The sequence below is a fragment of the Duganella dendranthematis genome, from assembly GCF_012849375.1.
Classification (GTDB): Bacteria; Pseudomonadota; Gammaproteobacteria; order Burkholderiales; family Burkholderiaceae_D; genus Rugamonas; species Rugamonas dendranthematis.
In genome coordinates this window covers 88,182-107,840 of sequence record NZ_CP051684.1, presented here as the reverse complement: position 1 = coordinate 107,840, position 19,659 = coordinate 88,182, and the positions used below count along the sequence as shown (strand labels likewise).

Here is a 19,659-nt window from a genome sequence, read left to right as displayed (position 1 = left end):
GGCAGAATAAAGGACGCGCTACGCCAGGCGGCGTAGCGGAAAGTGTCGCTATTATACCGGTCAGCCGGGCGGCGCTCAGGTTGATGCGGTGTTGGTCGGCGTTGTGTCGTCGGTCGCCGCGGCAGCATCGGCGGCGGCTGGTGTGGTTGCCGGCGTGGTGGTTGGCGCGGTAGTGGGCGTCGCAGCGTTAGTGATGGCTGGCGTATCGGTGGCGCTGGCGGCTGCCTTGGCTTTGTCGGCGGCGGTTGGCGGCGCGTAGGTGTTGGTGTCCTTGCTGTCGACCAGATTGAGCAAGCGCAGCGACAGGCCGCGCAGCGTGTTGCGGTCGATGCCGTCGGATTTGTCGTTGCTGTTGTTGGAGGTGGACAGCGCGGTTTGCAGGTCGCGGCCGATCAGCTGGAACAGGTCCGCCAGCGTGCCCGGGAAGTCGATGTTCGGCAGCTGCACGCTTGGCAGGTCTTTGGCCGCCTTGCCGTCGCCGGACTGCTTGACCGGTTGCGCGCTGCTGGCGTCATCGGCGCTGCTCGATTGGCTGGCGGCCGCATTGAGTTCCGCGTTGTACTGGACTTCCACTTCAAAATCGAACTTGCGGCCGTCGGCGGTGGTGATGGTGCCTTTACCGATGAAGTGCGAGCTGTCGGTCAGACTGAAGGCCGCAGCGTCGGTGGTACCGTTGGCGCCGGAGGTGTGCTGGTAGCCGACGGCCATGGTGGAACTGGTTTCCAGGCTGGCCGAGTCGAAATCGATCACCGCACCTTTGGCGTCGTCGCCGAACAGCGCTTGCGTGAAGCTATTGACGAAACTCTGAGCAAAATCCACCGTGGCGTTGCCGATCGAAGCGACGCGGCTGTCCAGGTCCAGCGCCTTGCTGGACGAGTTGGCAGAGGAGACACCTTGCGTTTTCTGCAAGGCTGGCGTCTTGGGATCGGCTTGGGTGCCGGTGAACAGCGATGGCAGGCGCGCGCCCAGATTCGAGATGGTAGACATGGCGGATTCCGGTTTCAATGTAACTTCTACAATAATTAACGGTATCGTAGTCGATTACTTGAGGGCGCGGCGCGCAAATTAATGGTGGTGGGTCCAGCCCTCTGGCGCGGCCAGGTAGGATTGCACGGCGTCCTTCTGGCCGATGGCGTGATGTTTCACTTCGCCGCAGGCGCAAACGCCCACGTAAGGCTGGATGTGCGAACAGGCCGAGACCTTTTGCAGGCGGACTTGCACGGCTTTGGCGCATTTAACGCATTTGAAGGTGAGGGTGCGTGGTGCTTTTAACATGGTTGTATCGCTGCTTGAAAAGGCAAAGGCGGGATTTTATCACTCACGCATAGATATCCACCGAGGGTGCGGCCGTCGGCGCGGCGCCATAGGCGTTCTGGGTTTTTTGCTGCGCCAGTTCGGCGCGGGCCTGGTTTTCCATCTGCTGCGCCTGGGAGGCGACTGCGCGATCGGCGCTGGACGGTTCGGCCGGGGCCAGCGCCGCCGCCTGAATGGTGCGCGCGCGTTCAATGGTTTCTTGCGGCGTGGCGCCGGGCGAGGTGTCGATATTGACTTCGCCGCCGGTGGCGTAATCGACGCCGTTCGGGCCGCGCTGGTAGGTGTAGGAGGCACCGGAGGTGGCCAGTCCGCCGGCAGCGGCCAGGTGGGCTTGTTCGTGCTGGCGTACTTCGAGGTCGCGGGATTTGAGCTGGTCCAGCATGGCCAGCGCTTCTTCCGACAGCTGCGTGGTGGCCGATGGCGTGGCTTGCGGCGCAGCGCTAGCCGTCGGCGGCGCTGGCGCAAAGCGCGTCGCCGGTACGGTGGCATAGCTGGACGGGATGGCGCCGACATTCATGGGATGAGAACCTCCCTCTGAATGATAGCAAAAAAACAGCGCGGCGTTACTTCCTATTCGGTGACGGTGGCCACCACGGTGTGCAGCAGGCGATTGACCTTGGCGCCCATCTCGTCGGAGCCGTAGTCGCCGGCGGTGACCACCAGCGTCAGGTCCAGCTCAGGCACGATGAAGATGCGCTGGCCGCCGTTGCCAAATCCGGCGTTCCAGGCGACGCGGTGATCCTTCCATGCCGCCGTGCCGGCCCACCACTGGTAGCCGTAGTGGATTTCATCCGGCTGGTCGCCGGGGCTGCGGAAGCCGACACTCAGGCGTGGCTTGAGCGAAGCGTCGATCCAGTCTTCCGCCACCAGTTGGCGGCCGTTCCAGCGGCCGTGGTTCAGCATCAGGCGCCCCAGCTTGGCCATGTCGCGTGGACGCAGGCGCAGGCCGGCGAACGACGCGGGGCGGCCGCGCAGGTCGGTCACCCATTGCCATTGCGTGATGCCCAGAGGTGCGAACAATTCGGTGTTGGCCACATCCAGCCATGGTTTGCCGGCGACGCGGCTGACGATATCGGCCAGGATCAAGGTGCCGCCGCCGTTGTAGTTCCATTTGGCGCCCGGCGGCGATTCGATCGGCCGCTCCAGCACGTAGCGTATGGGATCGGTTTTCCAGAACAGGCGCATCTCGTTGTTGGGCTGCGCACCTTCGTCCCACTTCCAACCGCCGCTCATGGTCAGTAGGTGTTCGAGGTTGATGGCGTCCAGCGCTGGGGAGCGCAGGTCTTTGTATTCCGGGTAGTAGTCCAGCACAGGCGTGGCGAGGCTGTCGATTTTGCCTTGCTGTTTTTCGATGCCGACCAATAGGCTGATGATGCTTTTGCCGATAGAGCGATTGTCGTGCAGCGTGTCTGGTCCGAAGCTGACGGTTGGCGCGAACGGCGGCCACACGCCGAGCGCTCGGGCGATGGACTTGTCCTTGCCGCTGCGGTACATCTCCGCCACCAGCTTGCCGTGGCGTTCGATGACGATGCTGTGGATGTTGTCCTTGCCCTGGGCGATGGCGGTCAGCGTCAGGCACAGGGTGGTGGGATTGAAACCGCTGGCTTCGGGCGTGCTGAGTTCCCAGCCGTCGGTTTGGATGGTGGGGATGGCGCAGGAGGCTGCGCTGGCCGACAGGGGAAACAGCATGCATAAGCTGAAACGCAAGACGGCGCGGCGCATTGGCACTCCTATTGAACGGTGATGGTGCTGCGGCCACCGGCGGATGGCTGGACCAGGATTCTGGCCGAGATCCGCTCGGTCATTTCCTGCACGTGGGAGATGACGCCGACTTTGCGGCCCATCGCTTGCAGGCCATCCAGCGCATCCATGGCGACGCGCAGGGTGTCGGCATCCAGGCTGCCGAAGCCTTCGTCGATGAACAGCGATTCGACGCGTACGCGGTTGGAAGAGAGCGAGGCCAGGCCCAGTGCCAGCGCCAGCGAGACCAGGAAGGACTCGCCGCCGGACAGCGAGTGCACCGAGCGCATTTCGCCGCCCATGTCCTGGTCGCGTACCAGCAGGGCGAGCGATGGCGCGGCGTTGTTCTGGATGCGTTCCAGCTGGTAGCGGCGCGACAGGTGGTTGAGATGCGCATTGGCGTAGCCCAGCAGGACGTCGAGCGTAAATTGCTGGGCGTAGTTGCGAAAGCGTTTGCCGTCGGCGGAGCCGATCAGGTCATCCATTCGCGCCCAGCGCTGGGTGATGGATTCCTGGTGGTCGATTTCTGCCAGCATGGCGCTGGAGCGGTGGCGTTTGTCATCGTCTTGCGCCAGCGCGAGGTGCAGCGCGGTGGCGTGGTCGTTGGCGGTTTTGCGTTCGGCCAGCAGGGCGGCGAGCAGGGCAGCGATGACCATGGCCGGTGGTTCGACCGGTGCTTCGTCGGCGGCTGGCGCGGATTCCAGCGGCGCGTCGTCTGCTGATGCCAGGACCTGTGTCGCGGCGTCGGCCCACAGGTCTGCGGTTGCGGGCGCGGATTTGTCTGCGGCCTTCGCGTTAGCGTTGCCTGCGGCTGGGGCGGCAGTCACGCCCGCGTCGGCGCCACCGGTAGCGTTGTCGGCGCCTACCGCGTCGGCCGGCATTTGGGTGATGGTGCGCGGTGGCGGGGCGGTGAGTTGGTGCTGTTCGCGCTGGCGTTGGCGTTCTTGCAGCACGGTTGTGGCCTGGTCGGCGGCGCGGGCCAGTGTTTGCAGGGCTTCGCGCTCGGCGCTGATGTCGTCGGCGGACAGGGCGAGCAGGTCGTGCAGTTGCGTCAGATCGTGCAGGCCGGCATCGGGCTGGCGCTGCTGGAATGCGGTCAGCCAGTCTTCCAGTCGCGCGGCGGCGGTGGCGGCGGATGCGTGTAGCGTTGCGAGACGGTTGCCAGCCTGCGCCAGCGCTTCGTCGGCGCGCGTGCGGAATTGCGCGGCGTGTTGGGCGGCGGCCTGGCTGGCCGCATGGCGCGTTTTGGCGGCATCGATGGCGGCTTGCAGCGCGGTTTCGACGTCGCGAATCTCCTTACCGCCCCACATCGCCATGCGCTGTTCCTGGCTGGCTTTTACGCCCGCATCGACAGACGTGAATGCGGTGCGCGCGGCCAGGGCGTCCTGGCCGGCCTTGGCCAGCGCCTCGTTCAAGCCCTTCAGTTCGACCTCGATGGCGGCCATGCCGGCAGCGCGGTCATCGTAAGCAGCGCGCTGCGCCAGCCACTGCTTGCTCTCGGCCTGACGCGCCTCGTAAAACCGCGCCGGGCCGGACTTCCAGTCTTCCTTCCACTCTTCGCTTGGAATATCACCGCCGCTGAAGGCCGAATCCAGATCGGCCAGCAGGCCGCTCAGCACCAGCGCCACTTCGATGCGCTGATCTTCCAGCGCCTTGTATTCGGTATCCGCTTGCGCCAGCGCGGCCTTGGCGGCAGCGGCCACGGTTTGCAGGCGCGTATGCTCGGCTGCGAAGCGTTCGTAAGCCGTTTGCGCCTGGTCGCGCGCCACCCGCGCTGCCTGCACCTCGCGCTCCTGCTGCTCGACGGCCTCCAGTCCTTGCTGCGCTTCCGTCAGCTTGTCGATGAACCACTGCGTGCGTTCGGCTTCCGGCGGCACCGCGTTGGCGACCACCAGCGCATGCACAGACCACGTGGCGGACACGCGTTCCAACTGCTGCTGCAACGAGCGCTGCTCGGCCGCCAGTACGCTCAGATGATCGGCGCTGGCCTGCGCGGTGGCGCGCTGCGCTGCCTGTTGATTGACGTTGACTTCCAGCTGCTGGCGACTACGCGCCACGTCGCCTTGCAACTCGCGCAGCATGGTTTGCAGGCTGTCGTCGTTGTGGCGGTAGGGATGGTCCTTGGCGCCGCAGACAGGGCAGGGCGTGTCGTCTTCCAGCGTCTGGCGCAGCGATTCCACGCTGGCCGCAGTGGCGGCTTCCGCCAGTTTGAGCGAACGTTCCGCCTGCGCGAAAGTGGCCAGAATGGCTATCCCTTCCTGCTGCGCGGCGACCAGTTGCGCCTCGGCGGCAGTCATCGTCTGGCGCAGCTGCGCCGATTGCGTCTCGATTTGCGCGTTGCGGGTCTGGCGTGATTCCAGATCCAACCAGATTTTCTCCGCGCCGGTCAGGCGGCTGCGGTACTGCTCCCAACTGGCGCGCGAAGCCTGCAATTGCTCGATGGAATACGAAGCAAGGTGCTGCGCGGTTTGCTGGCGCTGAAGCTCCAGCGTTTGCAGTGCTTCCACGGCGCCGGCCAGCTTGGTGCTGGCGTCGGCTTCCTCGTCGCGATGCAGCTGCGCGTTGCGCTGCACGCGCGATAAACCTGCATGCAAACGCTCGGCCTGCGCGGCCGCCTGGCCGGCCTGCACGAACAGTACGTCCCAGCGCTCCCACTGCTGCGCCAGGGCCTTCCAGTGTTTGTGCTGTTCCAACCAAGTGACGCCGGCCTGCTGCTGCGCCGTCAGGCGCGCATGTTCGCCTTGTCGCGATTGCAGCGCAGCGTTGGCTGCAGCATCGGATTGGTCGGCTTTCTCGCACGCCGCCGATGCCTGCCGCCATGCCGGCAGCATCGCTTCGATGCGGGCGTCCAGCGCCTTGGCCTGATCCAGCTGCGGCGCGGCGGCGCGCTGGGCGGCTTCCGCTTCCTGCTGGCTGGCGGCGGCTTGCGCCTGCGCGGCATTGGCCTGTTCCAGTGCCAGCGCGGCCTGCTGCACGTTGTGCGTGCCGGCGACGATGGCTTCCTGCGTAGCCGTGATGTCGCCGTTGATGCGGCGGATATCCTCGGCCAGCGGACGTGCCGGCTGCACGGCGTCGATACGCGCCAACGCGGCGCGGCGCAGTGCAGCGGCTTCCACCGAGGCTTGCGCGTCGGCACTGGCCTGGCGCGCGGCTTGTTCTTCCTGTTCGAGGCGCTCCGCCTGCTGGTGCCAGCGCAGTTCCTGCTCCAGCTCCGCCTTTTGCTGATCCAGCGCTTGCAGGGCGACGCCGGCGTCGGCGCTTTTCGCCAGCAGCTCGGCGCGCTCCTCGGCGTTAAGCGGCTTCTGGTCGGCCAGGCGCAAATTCAGTTTTTGCAGCGCGGCCTGTTCCAGCTTGTTGCGCTCGAAGGCGCGCATCGAGATTTCGGAATAGACTGTGCTGCCGGTCAGCGTTTCCAGTAGTTCGCCGCGTTCGTTGTCTTCGGCTTTCAGGAACGCCGAAAACTCGTTCTGCGCGAGCAGCACGGCGCGCGTGAACTGTTCAAACGACAGGCCGATGCGTTTTTCGATTTCCGCCTTGACCTCGGTCTTGGTGGCGCCAATCAGCTGTTCCGATGGCAGCAGCTTGAGGGACATGGTGGTCGGCTGCAAAGCGCCTTCCGCCTTGGTGCGGGAGCGGCGCACGCTCCAGCGCGCGCGGTACGAGGCGCCGTCGCTGCCGACGAAGTCCACTTCCGCGTAGCCTTCAGCTGTACCCCGACGCAGCAGGGTGCGCGGGTCTTGCGTGGAGACGGTCTCGTTGCCGACATCGGCCAGGTAATTGCGTCCGGCCACGCGCAGCAGGCGTGGCGTGGCGTCGTATAGCGCCAGGCACAGGGCGTCCAGCAAGGTGCTCTTGCCTGCGCCGGTCGGGCCGCTGATGGCGAACAGGCCGGTGGAGGCCAATGGCTCGGCTTCAAAATTGACGCTGAATTCTTCGGCCAGCGAGGCCAGGTTCTTGCCGCTGATTTTCAGGATTCTCATGGCAGCATCAACTCCGCAAAAGCGCTCAGTTGATCGGCCGGCGCTTCATTGCCGAAGCGCTGCTGGTACAGCTGTCTGAAAATGTCGTCGGGCTTGAGTTTTTCCAGCTGGTCTAGCGTCATCACTTCCTTGTCGATGGACGAGGCGCGGGCGGCGGTCGAGGTTTCAATCTTCGCCAGCCGCACCGGCTTGCCGTCCAGCGCCGCTTCGATGCGCGCGCGCAGGCCGGGTTCCGGTTGCTCCAGCAGCACGCGCACTTCCAGATAGGGTTGCTGTTCCACCGGCGCGTCCGGCGGCGACAGCGCAGCCAGTTCCTCCAGCACCTGCGTTAGCGGCGCCGGCTTGGATGGCACGCGCATCAGCTCCACCGCGCGCGGCACCGCCACCGGCACAATCTCGCGCAGCACCGGGCCGTCAAGGTCGATGCGCAAAATCTGATGCGCGTAATTCACCTCGGCGAACGACAGCGGCAGCGGGCTGCCGGAGTAGCGGATGTGTGCCTGCTTGCCGACGTTTTGCGCCAGATGCAAATGCCCCAGCGCTGCGTAAGCGATGGCGGGATCGAAGATCCCGGCCGGCAGCATCTCGGTGCCGCCGATAACGATGCGGCGTTCCGAATCGTTGGACATCTGCCCATCCACCATGTGGCAGTGGCCCATGGCGACGATGGCCTGGCCGTCCTGGCGCCTGCTCTGCGCCAGTGCAAACGCCTGCTGGTACAGCGTGGCGATGCCGGCCAGGTAAGGATCGGCGCCGTCTTCCGTGGCCACGCGTGGCACGTCGCCGGGACGCAAAAACGGCACTGCCAGGCACCAGGCCTCCACCGCGCCGCTGCGGCCCGTGAGTGGCAGCACCAGCGATTCGACATCGATCTCGCCATCGGCATTGCGCTGCACGGCGCCGATCACGCGCGTGCCGTGGGCTTCCAGCAGCGGTCCGGGCGCATCCAGCCGGCCCGGTGAATCGTGGTTGCCGGCGATGATGATCAGGTTCAGATGCGGTGCGCGCTCCTTGGCGATCCGCAGGAAGCGGTACAGCTGCTTTTGCGAAGCGGATGACGGGTTGGCGTTATCGTAAATATCCCCGGCGATCAGCAGCACGTCGGCCTGTTCGGCGACGATGGCGTCCAACAGCCAGTCGAGAAAGCGCTGGTGTTCGTAGTGACGCTCGAAATTATGCAGGGATTGGCCGAGATGCCAGTCGGAGGTGTGCAGCAGACGCATGAAAAATAGGATGAAGCAGCCGGAAAGCGCTCAATATAGCGCAAGCCGGCGGCTCCCGGTTTGATTTATGCCGCGCTTATGCGACGTTACTGGCTGGCGGGTGGGCCGGCAAGCCGGCGCGGAAGGTGTTGCGGCCGGCCTGTTTGGCCTCGTACAGCAGGATGTCCGCGCGGTTCAGCAGTTCGGCGGGGCTAACCTCTTCGTCGCGGTAGTAGGTCAGGCCGATGCTGGTCGATATCGACACCACGGTGCCACCGAGGTCGAAATCGGCCTGCATGGCGGTGACGATTTTGGCCGCGGCGGCCGCCGCGTCGTCGGTGCGGTGGATGCGCTCCATGATGATGGTGAATTCGTCGCCGCCCAGTCGGGCGATGGTGTCGCTGGCGCGCATGGTATGGGTCAGGCGCGCCGAAAATGCCTTCAGCAGGGCGTCGCCGACGGCGTGGCCGAAGGTGTCGTTGACCGGCTTGAAGCGGTCGATGTCCATATACATCACTGCCATCAGGTTGGCGTTGGCGCGCGAGGCGGCCATGGAATCGTGCAGCTTTTGCAGGAAGCCGGCGCGGTTGGTCAGGCCGGTCAGCGCGTCGACCTGCGACAGCCGCAGCAAACGCTGTTTCTCGCGCTTTTGCACGGTGATGTCCTGCCGCATGACGTGGAAGCCGATCACATTGGCGCCGTCTTCGTCCATTTGCGGGATGTACACCACTTCGTAGGTGCGTTCAGTGGTGTCGCTGTCGTCGTCTTCCTCGAAGGTCAGGGTTTCGCCTTCCAGCGCGCGCAGTACGTATGGTTCCAGGAAGGCGTAGCGCTGCTCGCCCAGCGTTTCGCGGATGCTGCGGCCCAGCACCGTAGTGCCGGTGCGGTTGAATTCCCGTTCGTAGGCCACGTTGTGGAAGCGGTAGACCTGTTTGGCGTCGATGTAGGCGACCATCGCCGGCAGCGTGTCGGCGATGGTGCGCAGGCGCGATTCGCTCTCGCGCAGTGCCATCACCGACTTGCGGACATGGGTGATGTCGTCCACCGTGCCGACGTAGCCGTACACTTTGCCGTCCACCACCATGGCGGCGATCTTGAACGAGACCCAGACGATCATGCCGTCCGGGTGCACGCAACGCAGCGTGTCCTGGTGCGGCGCGCGGGTTTGCGCCATGTGCTGCAGCGCGGTCTTGAGCACCACCCGGTCTTGCGGATGGACGGCGCGCATCCAGGCGTCGCCCAGCGCTTCCTCGCGCGTTAGCCCTGTGATCAGTTCAAAGGTGCGGTTGACGTAGGTGCAGTGGCCGGAGGCGTCGGCGCGCAGCAGGCCTAGCGGCGAGGCGTCGTTGACGGCGGTGAGCTCGGCCTGCTGCTGGCGCGCGGCCAGTTCGGTTTCCTTGCGCGAGGTGATGTCGCGCACGGTGACGGCCACGCCGTCGGTGATCGGCACAATCTGGTGGTGCAGCCAGTGGACTGCGCGGTTGGGCAGGAAGTCGACTTCGATTTCCTCTTCCAGCGGCTGGCGCGATTCCAGCACATGGCGGAATTTTTCGACGAAACCCTTGGAGTGCAGCTCGGGCATCACCTCCACCAGGCGCTTGTCCTTGATGTCGGCGCTGCGGTAGCCCAACAGCTGCGCGCCGCGTTCATTCAGATCGGCGATGGTGAAGTCGAGTATTTCGCGGTGTGCGCCGCGCATGCGGCACGCCTTGAACATATACACCGCATCCAGGCTGGCGTCGGCGGCGGCGCGCAGCATTAGCTGCGCCTCGATCACCATGCGGGCGGTGTGGCGCAGGCGATGCGCCTGGCGCATCAGCAGGTAGACGAACAGCGTCACCAGCACCGACACCACGGCGGCGGCGCCGAAATAGATATTGCGGCGGCGTTCAAAGCGCGCCATGGCCGACGCGGCAGGATCGCCCACCACGGCCGTCAGCTGATAGCGCGGCATCTCGGCGTAGCCGTAGATGCGGTCGACGGCGTCGAAGCGGCGCTTGAGCAGGAATTCCTCGGCCGGCTGGGTGACGCTGGGCTGCGGCACGCTGAAGTCGATGCTGTCGCTGATGATCACCTGGTCGTCGATGCGGGCGGCCGACATGCCGTTTTCGCGGCTGATCAGCATCACCGCGCCGCCGGGATCAACGTTCAGGCGGTCGTAGTCCTCGACGAAATAGGCCGGATCGATCATCACCATGATCACGCCGGCGAAACTGCCGTCGGGATGATTCAGGCGGCGCGAGATCTGGATCTGCCATTTCTTGGTGCGGCTGTCGACCACCGGCGTGGCCACCAGCGACACGTCGGACGGGTTGTTGGCGTGGTTGCGGAACACCGGCTGGCGTCTCAGGTCCGGCGTGAAGTAGCCGTTCAAGCTGTCGATGATCCGGCCGTCGCGGTCGAGGATGGCCAGCGGCAGATCGAGCTTGGTCGGCAGCAGCGAGTCGAGCAGGCCGTTCTTGCGGGTGAATTCGGCCAGCCGCAGCGCGCCGCCGGTTTCCTCGTATTTGAGTTTAAACAGCTGGGTGGCATGATCGACCTGGCGCAGCAGGTGGGTGCTATGCTCGGCCAGCGTGCGCGCCAGCGATTGACTATGCAGCACCGCCTCGTAATGGGCGGTGTTCTGTTCCTGCCGGACCTGATAGGTGACGGCGGCCCAAGTGAAAATCAGCAGCCCCAGGCCGAAGGCGGGCAGCAGTATCGCGCGGTATAAACGGCGAAAGAGATCGCGCATCGGGGAACGTTCCTCATCGGTATCGGAAATCTTTCGGGGTATTCTGCACGGAAATATCGCTTTTGGCGTGAAAGTGGTGAAAAAAACCTTAATCCGTTCACAGGCAATATTGAAAACTTTATTAGAATAGCGCTCATGACTGAACCGATATTGAGCCTGTCCGCCGCGCGCGCGCTGCATCTGGCGGCGCAAGGGCTGTTGCAGCCGCGTCGCCGCAAGGCCCGTCCGCCCGACCTGCTGGCGGCGATCCGGCAAATGGGCGTGCTGCAAATCGATACTATCCACGTGGTGGCGCGCAGTCCGTACCTGGTGCTGTGGAGCCGTTTGGGCGACTATCCGCAGGCATGGCTGGAGCAGGCGCTGGCCGGTGGTGAGCTGTTTGAATACTGGGCCCACGAGGCCTGCTTTGTGCCGATCGAGGATTACGGCTTGTATCGCCATCGCATGCTGGACCCGGAAGCCATGGGCTGGAAGTATTCCGCCACCTGGATGAAGGAGCGCCGCGCCGAAGTCGACGCGGTGCTGGAACATATCCGCATCAACGGTCCCACGCGCTCCTCGGACTTTGAACGCACCGACGGCCAGGCTGGCGGCTGGTGGAGCTGGAAGCCGGAAAAGCGTTCGCTGGAAGTGCTGTTCACCACCGGCGCGCTGATGATCGCCGCCCGCCACAACTTCCAGCGCATCTACGACCTGGCCGAGCGCGTGCTGCCGCACTGGGACGACAGCCAGTTACCGCACACGGACGAGGTGCGCCGAGAGCTGGTACTGAAAGCCGTCAAGGCCATGGGCTGCGCGCGCGCCGGCTGGATCAGCGACTACTTCCGCACCAAGCCGCCGCGCGTCGATCCCGAAACACTGGTGGAGCAGGGCGCATTGCTGCGCGCCTGGGTGGATGACTGGGATGATCCGATCTACGTCCATTCCGACCATGCGGCGCTGCTGGACAGCGCCGCCGCCGGCACGTTGGCGCCGACGCTGACCACCATCCTGTCGCCGTTCGATCCGGTGGTGTGGGACCGCCGCCGCGCGCTCGAACTATTCAACTTCGACTACCGGCTGGAATGCTACACGCCGGCCGACAAACGCAAATACGGCTACTTCACGCTGCCGATCCTGCGCCGTGGCGCGCTGGTGGGGCGGGTGGACGCCAAGGCGCACCGGCGCGACGGCGTGTTTGAACTCAAATCGCTGGTGCTGGAACCGGCCACGCGCGTCAGCGAGCGCTTCACGCGCGACGTCGCCGCCGCGCTGCAACGGCTGGCCGACTGGCACCAATGCCCGCACATACAGATCACGCAAGCGACGCCGGCCAGTTTCGGGTCGCAGCTGCAAGCCGCACTCAGTGCGGCAGAACCAGGCAAGGAAGCCGCATGAAGGTAAGAAAATGACACTGCCCGTTGCCCCCGCCAGCCTGCTGGCCGCCGACGGACAGCCGCTGTTTGGACGTTACGCCGGCCAGGTCGGCAACATCGACTGGAGCCAGCTGGCCGCGCCGTTTTCCCGCAGCCCGCTGTGGCGGCGCTTTCACCACAAGCGCTGGCATTACGTGGCGCTGTGCACGGAGGAGGTATTCTGCGCGGTCGCCGTCGTCGATCTAGGCTGGATCAGCACCGCCTTTGCCTACGCCTTCGAGCGCAAGGACGGCGACATGCTGGCTAACTTGTCGCAGGACGGTTTGCCGCTGGTGTCGGCCAAGCTGGCCAATCATGCCGGCGAGTCGAGCAGCTTCTCGCGGCGCGGCACCCACATCGCGATCGACACCAGCGGGGACGGGAGCTACGCGCTGACGCTGCGCAGCGACTACCTGGAAGTCGACGCCAGCTTCGGCCCCTCGCCATCGCCGCTGCTGCTGGCCACCGGGCCAATTGCGCAAGGCTCGGTGCACGCCACGCAGAAATCGTCGGCCATGCCGCTGCGCGGTGAAGTGCGCACCTGGCGCGATGAATTCAAGCTCGATGGCGGTGTCGCCAGCTTCGATTACTCCAACGGCCTGCTGGCGCGCAACACCGCCTGGCGCTGGGCTTCGGCGCACAATATGGAACTGGGCTTCAACCTGCAGGCCGGCTATTTCGGCGACCATGAAAACGCACTGTGGCTGGACGGCGACCTGATTGCGCTGGGCCCGGCCCACTTCCTGTACGATAAAAAGGATGCGCTGTCGCAGTGGCACATCTTCACCGAGGACGATATGCTGGACTTGTACTTCACACCGGAAGGCGCGCGCCGCGACAACAAGAAGACGATGGTGGCGGCCAGCCGCTATCTGCAGCCGATCGGCACCTTCAGCGGCTGGGTGCGCGCCGCGCCGGATCAGCCGAAACGCATGGTCACGCAGCTGATGGGCGTGACCGAAGACCATTCCTCGCGCTGGTAAGCCGGAAAGTAAGCCAACAATGAGCATCCGTAATCTCGACCGACTGTTTCAACCGCGTTCCGTGGCCGTGATCGGCGCGTCGGACAAGCCGCTGCGCATCGGCACGCGGGTGCTGGCCAATCTGCTGGATGGCGAATTTACGCGCAGCGGCGGCACCGTGTGGCCGGTCAATCCCAAGTACCAGCGGCTGCAAGGTTTGCAGTGCCACGCGCGGGTGAGCGCGCTGCCGGTGTCGCCCGACCTGGCCATCATCTGCACGCCACCGGCCACCGTGCCGGGGCTGATCCACGACCTGGGCGCGGCCGGCTGCAAGGCGGCGATTGTGATGACGGCCGATCCGGGCCACAACGGCGGCCGCGGCCTGCGCCAGCCGATGCTGGAAGCGGCGCGGCCGTATTTGCTGCGCATCCTCGGCGCGGGCAGCGCGGGCTTGCAGTCGCCGGCAATGGGACTGGACGCCAGCTTCACACAAATGCCGGCGCGCAAGGGCAAGCTGGGATTCGTCTCGCAATCGGCGGCGCTGGCGACGGCGGTGCTGGACTGGGCCGGCCAGCGCGGCATCGGCTTCTCGCGCTTTGTCGCCATGGGCGATGGCGCCGACGTTGATTTCGGCGACCTGCTGGACTATCTGGCGGCCGACGGCGAAACGGAAGCCATCCTGCTGTGTATTGAACAGGTGAGCAGTGCGCGGAAATTCATGTCGGCCGGGCGGCTGGCGGCGCGCGGCAAACCGGTCATCGTACTGAAAGTCGGACGCGATGCGGCGCCGGGCGCGGACCTGGTGTTTGACGCGGCGATCCGCCGCGCCGGCATGCTGCGCGTGTACTCCACCGAGGATTTGTTCGACGCCGTCGAAACGCTGGCGCGCCAGCGGCCGCAGCGCGGCGAGCGGCTGGCGGTGCTGACCAACGGCGGCGGCTTGGGATTGATCGCGGCCGATGCGCTGTCCTGCACCGGCGCGCAACTGGCGGCGTTTTCGCCGGAGACGCTAAAGCGGCTGGCGCAGGCCGGCGCGCCGCAAACCAATCCGGTCGACTTCCTGGCCGATGCGCCGGTCGAGCGTTACACCGGCGCGGTGCAGGCGCTGTTGAACGAATCGCAGGCCGACGCGCTGCTGTTCCTGCACGCGCCAACCGCCATGGTGGGCAGTGAGCTGATCGCCCGCGCGGTGGCGCCGCTGATGCAGGCGGCCGGCAAGAACGTGCTGTCTTGCTGGCTGGGCGGTAGCTCGGTGGCGCAGGCGCGCCGCGTGTTCGCCGACGCCGGCCTGCCAACCTACGACACGCCGGAGAAAGCCGTCAACGGCTTCCTGCAGATCGCCCAGTATCGGCGCAACCAGGAGCTGCTGATGGAGGTGCCGGTCGGCGTGCCGACCACCGGCGCCAAGCAACGGGCGGCGGCGCGCGCGCTGGTGCAGGCTGCGCTGCACGCGGGGCACAGCGAATTGACCGACGCCGATGCGCGCGCGCTGATGGCGGCGTATGGCATCGCGCTGGCGACGCCGCAGCAGGCCGCGCTGGCTGGCGCCACGCTGGCGGCGGCGCGCATCCAGATCAGTCACGATCCGGTGTTCGGGCCGGTGGTGTTTTTCGGTCAGGGCGGCATTGCCGCCGATGTGGCGGCCGACCGCGCGGCGGGCCTGCCGCCATTGAATATGGCGCTGGCGCGCGATCTGGTCGACCGCACCCGCGTTTCGCGCCTGCTGGCGCAGGGCCAGACCCCGGCCGACGGCGAGGCGCTGATCCGCACGCTGGTGCAGGTGGCCGACATGGTGGCCGATCTGCCGGAATTGACTGAACTGGATTTGAATCCGCTGCTGGCGATCGGCGGCGGCGTGGTGGCGCTCAGCGCGCGCATGCACCTGGCCAAGGCGCGCGGACGGCGCACGGAGCTGGCCATCCGTCCGTACCCGCAGGAGCTGGAGGAGCGGCTGGACTGGAACGGCGGCCAGATCCTGCTGCGCCCCATCAAGCCAGAAGATGGCGCGCAGCACCAGCAGTTCTTCAGTGCGCTGGCACCGGACGATGTGCGTCTGCGCTTTTTCTCCGCCATGCGCGAACTGCCGCCGGCCCAGCTGGCGCGGCTGACGCAAATCGACTACGACCGCGCCATGGCGTTCATCGCCACCCGCCCCAACCCCCAGGGCCAGCCGGAAACGCTGGGCGTGGTGCGGGCGGTGCTGGACCCTGATAACCAGTCGGCCGAGTTCGCCATCATCGTGCGTTCCGATTTGAAAGGCAAAGGACTGGGCTACATTTTGTTCCAGAAACTGGTGGATTATTTCCGCGCACGGGGTACGCGCGAGATCGTCGGCGACGCCTTGTCGGAAAATACCGGCGTGCAAAAACTGATACGCCACTTCGGCGGCGTGGTATTGCCGCATCCGGAAGCAGGAATGGTGCGTCTACAACTGCCTTTGCGATAGCATTCGCGCCACGCTTGAGATATATTGGTGCTACCAAACGTGCCTGCGGGTTTGTTCTAGCGCAAAGCGCCGTTGTCGGGAAACTTTACACTTTTACTTCCGCTATCCAGCCCTGGGAGTCAGTCAGAATGTTAACCGCCACATACACTTTGGTAGCCCTCTCGGTCGAGCAAGCCAGTGTTCGTTTGAGTTTGCTATCGTTTCAAAAGTATGTGCGCACCACGCTCATGCAGCAGAACCGCATGACGCTGTCGCAACTGGAATACGCTTGCGAAAACCTCAACACCCTGTATCAGGCTTGCCACTGGCGCAAGACTGAAATGTATCTGATCCCGGCGCTGCGCGATGCGACCGAGCGTGCCGATCATCTATTAGATGAACTCAACCGTCTGAACCAGTCGGCGCTGACGTCGATCCGCCTGCTGCAAGAGAAGCTGGGGTCACTGGCTGATGTGCGCGATGAGCAAGTCAGCGAAGTGTGCGACAGCATCGACCTGTTCTGCGCCTCGCTGCTGAAGCGGCTGGAAAAGGAAGAACAGGAATTGTTTGTCCTGGCGCGCAACGCCATCGCCGGCGATACCTGGTTCTCGATCGCCAATCAATTAATGATGCACGACAAGCATCTTGATGAAATGAAGCGCTCCGGCCTGCCGCCGGCGGAGGCGGCGCAAGTGTCGGCCCGCCGTCGCGCGCTGCCGGGCGGGGAGGTGGATGACGGCCAGATTTCCATTCCCGGCTTGCAGGTGTTGCCGATCGTCAGCCTGGAAGAAGTACCGGCCCCACCGCCGAAAAAGCCCGCGCGGCAGCAGTCGCGCGACGATGCAATTATGAAATAACCGCCCCGTAGAGCACTAGCCGGGCAAATTTCCCCTGCTTTGCTATGATGGTGGTTTTAGCCATCACCACTGGGCACCATGTTCGATTTCCTCTTTAAGCGTGCGACCGAGACCTCGGCCGTTCCCACAGCACCTGCGGCCACGCCCGAACAGGATGCGGCTGCGGCCGCCACTGCCGGTCGTCGGGACGCGCAAACGCAGCGCGCCGCCGCGCTGAATGGCAACGAAGCGGCCGCCGTCGCCTTGATCCTGGAGAGCGAGTTTGCCAGCGTGCGTCTGAGCGCGGCGGAGTATGTGCAGTCGCAGCCAGCCCTGGAACAGGTGTTGCAGGCGGTGCGCAATACCGACCGCCGCGTCGCCAAGCTGATGCAGGGGCGGCTGGACGCCATTCGTTACCAATTGGCCGAGCAGCAAAAGGCCCAGGCTTGCCTTGATCTGGCCCACCGCATGTTGCAAGATGAGAAACTGACGCCGAACCAGGTGGCGGAGCTGGATCGCCAATGGCAGGTGGTGGCGGCGGTGCCGGCGCTGGCCGAACCGTATGCGACCGCCCGCGCGGCGCTGGCGGCGCGGCTGGAGGCGCAGGTGGCATTGCAGCGCCGCATCATCGATGCGCTGGCGGCGGTGCGCAAGTTGCCGCAAGCCGGCCTGCCGGCGGACGAGGCGCTGCAAGCGCTGGAACGCCACGCCGCCGATCAGGTGGAATACCAGCAAGCACCCGAACACGGCGCCTTGCCGCGCCACCTGCTGAGCGACTTCGCCCAAGCGGTCGAGCAGACGCGCACCACGTTGACGGTGGCGTCAAAGCCTGTCGCTGCGTCCGCCGCTGCCTCGGCCCCGGCTGCCGCTGGCGTCGCCAACGCGGCCGCAGACCCGGCGACGGGCGATGCCGCCTCCGCCACAGCGAGCGGTGAATCCGCCGCCGCCGGCACAGCAGCGGCCAACGCCGTGCTCGCCAAGCCAGCCAAACAGCCAAAACAACCCAAGCAGCCGCCAACGGAAGTCGACAAAAAATTCCTGGAAACCATGGACGCGCTGGAAGCTGCCCTGGAGCAAGGCCAACTGCACGCCGCCGCCGAACACGATAAATGGCTGCGCGATCACAAAGCCCGCCTCACGCCCGCCCAGAACGACCACCTGACCCACGTCCGCGCCGAACTCAAGCGCTTGGGCGACTGGGCCCGCTGGGGCGGCAACGTCTCGCGTGAGGAACTGGTCAAGGCGGTGGAAGACCTGGCCGGTCAAAAAATGTCGATGAGCGAGCTGGCCAAGAAAGTCGGCAGCATGCGCGACCGCTGGAAAGCGCTGGACGCCGTTTCCGGCCACGCGCCAAAATCGCTGTGGGAGCGCTTCGACGCCGCCTGCACCAGCGCCTACGCCCCGGCCGCCGCCCACTTCAAGCAACTGGCGGACGAGCGTCACGCCAACGCCGCCAAGGCCGAGGCGCTGATTGCCGAGACCCGCGCGCTGGCCGAATCAGTGGCCGCCGACGGCGCCGACCTGAAAAATGTGGCCGCCGCCGGCCAGCGCCTGCGCCAGATGTGGACCCGTTTGGGCACCATCGATCGCAAGGAAAAGCGCAAGCTCGACCATACCTTCGACAAGGTGCTGGCGCAAATGCTGGCGCCGCTGTCCGAGCAGCGCAAGGTGGAGGCCGCCAAGCGCGAGGAACTGATTGCCGAAGCGGAAGCGCTGGAGCCGTCCGAGCGCCACACGCTGGACAAGCTGCGCCGCCTGCAGGAACGCTGGCAGGAGCAGGCCAAGTCGCTGCCGCTGGAACGCAAGGTCGAGCAGGCGCTGTGGCAGCGTTTCCGCGCCGCCTGCGACGCCATCTTTGCCAAGCGCAAGGAAACCGCCCACGCCGCCGATCACGAGCGCAAAGCGCATCTGCACGCCCGCGAAGCCATCTGCCACGAACTGGAAGAGGCCAGCTTCAGCGGCGACGACAAGGCCCAGCTGGCCGCCATCGCCAAGGCGCTGAAGGACGCCGCCACTGCCTGGAACGCGGCTGGCGTGGTGCCGCGCGCGTCCGAAGCGCGCATTAATCAGCGGTATCACAACGCGGTCGGCAAGGTGCAGGCGCAGGCGGACGCGATCAAGCGCCGTGCCGGCGCGGCCCAGGCCAATGCGCTGCGCGACAAGCTGCGCCTGAACCAGGCGCTGGAAAACGAAGTCGCCTCGGATGGCGCCGCCATCGACGCCGCCGAGTGGCAAGCCAAATGGGCGGCCTTGCCGTCGCTGGGTAATGATTACGAACGCGCACTGCAAGGCCGCTTCAATGCCGCGCTGGATGCGCTCAACGGCAAGCGCAGCGACTACGCGGCGCAGCTGGAGCGCAACCGCGCCAAGCTGCTGGACGAAGTGTTGCGGCTGGAAATCGTGGCCGGCGTCGACAGCGGCGCCGAGTTTGCCCGCGAACGGCTGAAGATGCAGGTCGAAGTGCTGCAATCGTCGCTGAAATCGGGCCAGAAGCCGCAATCGGCCACTGCCGCCTATCTGCAACTGTGCGCGATGCCGGCCCTGGCCGACGCCCGCACCGCCAGCCGCATCGAGCAATTGTTCCGCCGCATCGGCGCGTCGGAGCGCGCATGAGCTTGAGCGAAGTCCGCATTCAGACCGGGGATTTCGATTTGTCGACCGAGGTGGCGCAGTTGCGCGCCGGCTATCCCAAAGTGGGGGGCGTGGTCACCTTCGTCGGCACGGTGCGCGATCTGAATGAAGGCGCTACTGTGTCGGAGATGGAGCTGGAGCACTATCCGGGCATGACCGAGCAGGCGATCAGTGACATTATTGATAAGGCAAAGTTGCGCTGGCCGATTTTCAGCGCGCTGGTGATCCACCGCGTGGGGCCGCTCCAGCCGAAAGATCAGATCGTGCTGGTGGCGGTGACCTCGGCGCACCGGGGCGAGGCGTTCGCCGCCAGCGAGTTCATCATCGACTATCTGAAGACGGAAGCGCCGTTTTGGAAGAAGGAGCAGACGCCCGAGGGCGCGCGCTGGGTGGATGCCCGCGTCAGCGACGACCAGGCGCTAAACAAATGGTTGTAGCTGC

The 19,659-nt window shown here is 65.4% G+C and carries 13 protein-coding genes; 6 read left to right on the top strand and 7 right to left on the bottom strand.

Translation table 11 applies throughout. From position 1 onward, the window contains the following. Positions 1–75 precede the first annotated feature (75 nt). The 7 genes from HH213_RS00535 to HH213_RS00505 all read right to left on the bottom strand — a co-directional run bounded on the left by HH213_RS00535 (position 76) and on the right by HH213_RS00505 (position 10,970). Positions 76–987, bottom strand: a complete 912-nt coding sequence (locus tag HH213_RS00535; RefSeq protein WP_169110108.1) for a hypothetical protein — start codon at positions 985–987, stop codon at positions 76–78. A 78-nt stretch (positions 988–1,065) separates the two neighbouring features. Further along, on the bottom strand, positions 1,066–1,275 hold the full coding sequence (locus tag HH213_RS00530) for a hypothetical protein (protein ID WP_110848759.1): 210 nt from the start codon (positions 1,273–1,275) through the stop codon (positions 1,066–1,068). Between the two features lie 43 nt (positions 1,276–1,318). Next, the gene (locus tag HH213_RS00525; RefSeq protein WP_169110106.1) at positions 1,319–1,831 is read right to left on the bottom strand and encodes a putative metalloprotease CJM1_0395 family protein; all 513 of its coding nucleotides are present in this window, start codon (positions 1,829–1,831) and stop codon (positions 1,319–1,321) included. 53 nt (positions 1,832–1,884) lie between these two features. Then, positions 1,885–3,036, bottom strand: coding sequence for a serine hydrolase domain-containing protein (locus HH213_RS00520; protein ID WP_169110104.1), 1,152 nt, complete (start codon positions 3,034–3,036; stop codon positions 1,885–1,887). 8 nt (positions 3,037–3,044) lie between these two features. Continuing rightward, positions 3,045–7,034 carry an AAA family ATPase gene (locus tag HH213_RS00515; RefSeq protein ID WP_169110102.1) on the bottom strand — a complete coding sequence of 1,330 codons (3,990 nt, stop codon included), beginning with the start codon at positions 7,032–7,034 and terminating at the stop codon, positions 3,045–3,047. Beyond that, complete coding sequence (locus HH213_RS00510; RefSeq protein ID WP_110848756.1) at positions 7,031–8,257, bottom strand: exonuclease SbcCD subunit D C-terminal domain-containing protein; 1,227 nt, start codon at positions 8,255–8,257, stop codon at positions 7,031–7,033. Before HH213_RS00510 ends, HH213_RS00515 begins: the two co-directional genes overlap by 4 nt. 76 nt (positions 8,258–8,333) lie before the next feature. After that, the gene (locus tag HH213_RS00505) at positions 8,334–10,970 is read right to left on the bottom strand and encodes a sensor domain-containing diguanylate cyclase (RefSeq protein WP_169110100.1); all 2,637 of its coding nucleotides are present in this window, start codon (positions 10,968–10,970) and stop codon (positions 8,334–8,336) included. 135 nt (positions 10,971–11,105) lie between these two features. On the opposite strand from HH213_RS00505, the gene HH213_RS00500 reads away from it, so the two are divergent. The 6 genes from HH213_RS00500 (at position 11,106) to moaE (ending at position 19,655) form a co-directional block, all read left to right on the top strand. Next, on the top strand, positions 11,106–12,347 hold the full coding sequence (locus tag HH213_RS00500; protein ID WP_169110092.1) for a winged helix-turn-helix domain-containing protein: 1,242 nt from the start codon (positions 11,106–11,108) through the stop codon (positions 12,345–12,347). A gap of 10 nt (positions 12,348–12,357) precedes the next feature. Then, entirely contained in the window at positions 12,358–13,347 is a 990-nt protein-coding gene (locus HH213_RS00495) for a DUF2804 domain-containing protein (protein ID WP_169110090.1), read from the top strand. Positions 13,348–13,366: 19 nt separating this feature from the next. Beyond that, entirely contained in the window at positions 13,367–15,772 is a 2,406-nt protein-coding gene (locus HH213_RS00490) for a bifunctional acetate--CoA ligase family protein/GNAT family N-acetyltransferase (RefSeq protein WP_169110088.1), read from the top strand. Positions 15,773–15,984: 212 nt separating this feature from the next. Continuing rightward, on the top strand, positions 15,985–16,608 hold the full coding sequence (locus HH213_RS00485) for a hypothetical protein (protein ID WP_229263237.1): 624 nt from the start codon (positions 15,985–15,987) through the stop codon (positions 16,606–16,608). A 78-nt stretch (positions 16,609–16,686) separates the two neighbouring features. Next, the gene (locus tag HH213_RS00480) at positions 16,687–19,200 is read left to right on the top strand and encodes a DUF349 domain-containing protein (RefSeq protein WP_169110086.1); all 2,514 of its coding nucleotides are present in this window, start codon (positions 16,687–16,689) and stop codon (positions 19,198–19,200) included. Then, a complete protein-coding gene (gene moaE / locus HH213_RS00475; RefSeq protein ID WP_169110084.1) occupies positions 19,197–19,655 on the top strand; it encodes a molybdopterin synthase catalytic subunit MoaE in 459 nt (152 codons plus the stop codon). Before HH213_RS00480 ends, moaE begins: the two co-directional genes overlap by 4 nt. Positions 19,656–19,659: the final 4 nt, after the last annotated feature.

What these genes read in the sequence shown, in the direction of transcription:
- HH213_RS00535 (WP_169110108.1), bottom strand. Translation starts at nt 987, where the DNA reads ATGTCTACCATCTCGAATCTGGGCGCGCGCCTGCCATCGCTGTTCACC.
- HH213_RS00530 (WP_110848759.1), bottom strand. Translation starts at nt 1,275, where the DNA reads ATGTTAAAAGCACCACGCACCCTCACCTTCAAATGCGTTAAATGCGCC.
- HH213_RS00525 (WP_169110106.1), bottom strand. Translation starts at nt 1,831, where the DNA reads ATGAATGTCGGCGCCATCCCGTCCAGCTATGCCACCGTACCGGCGACG.
- HH213_RS00520 (WP_169110104.1), bottom strand. Translation starts at nt 3,036, where the DNA reads ATGCGCCGCGCCGTCTTGCGTTTCAGCTTATGCATGCTGTTTCCCCTG.
- HH213_RS00515 (WP_169110102.1), bottom strand. Translation starts at nt 7,034, where the DNA reads ATGAGAATCCTGAAAATCAGCGGCAAGAACCTGGCCTCGCTGGCCGAA.
- HH213_RS00510 (WP_110848756.1), bottom strand. Translation starts at nt 8,257, where the DNA reads ATGCGTCTGCTGCACACCTCCGACTGGCATCTCGGCCAATCCCTGCAT.
- HH213_RS00505 (WP_169110100.1), bottom strand. Translation starts at nt 10,970, where the DNA reads ATGCGCGATCTCTTTCGCCGTTTATACCGCGCGATACTGCTGCCCGCC.
- HH213_RS00500 (WP_169110092.1), top strand. Translation starts at nt 11,106, where the DNA reads ATGACTGAACCGATATTGAGCCTGTCCGCCGCGCGCGCGCTGCATCTG.
- HH213_RS00495 (WP_169110090.1), top strand. Translation starts at nt 12,358, where the DNA reads ATGACACTGCCCGTTGCCCCCGCCAGCCTGCTGGCCGCCGACGGACAG.
- HH213_RS00490 (WP_169110088.1), top strand. Translation starts at nt 13,367, where the DNA reads ATGAGCATCCGTAATCTCGACCGACTGTTTCAACCGCGTTCCGTGGCC.
- HH213_RS00480 (WP_169110086.1), top strand. Translation starts at nt 16,687, where the DNA reads ATGTTCGATTTCCTCTTTAAGCGTGCGACCGAGACCTCGGCCGTTCCC.
- moaE (WP_169110084.1), top strand. Translation starts at nt 19,197, where the DNA reads ATGAGCTTGAGCGAAGTCCGCATTCAGACCGGGGATTTCGATTTGTCG.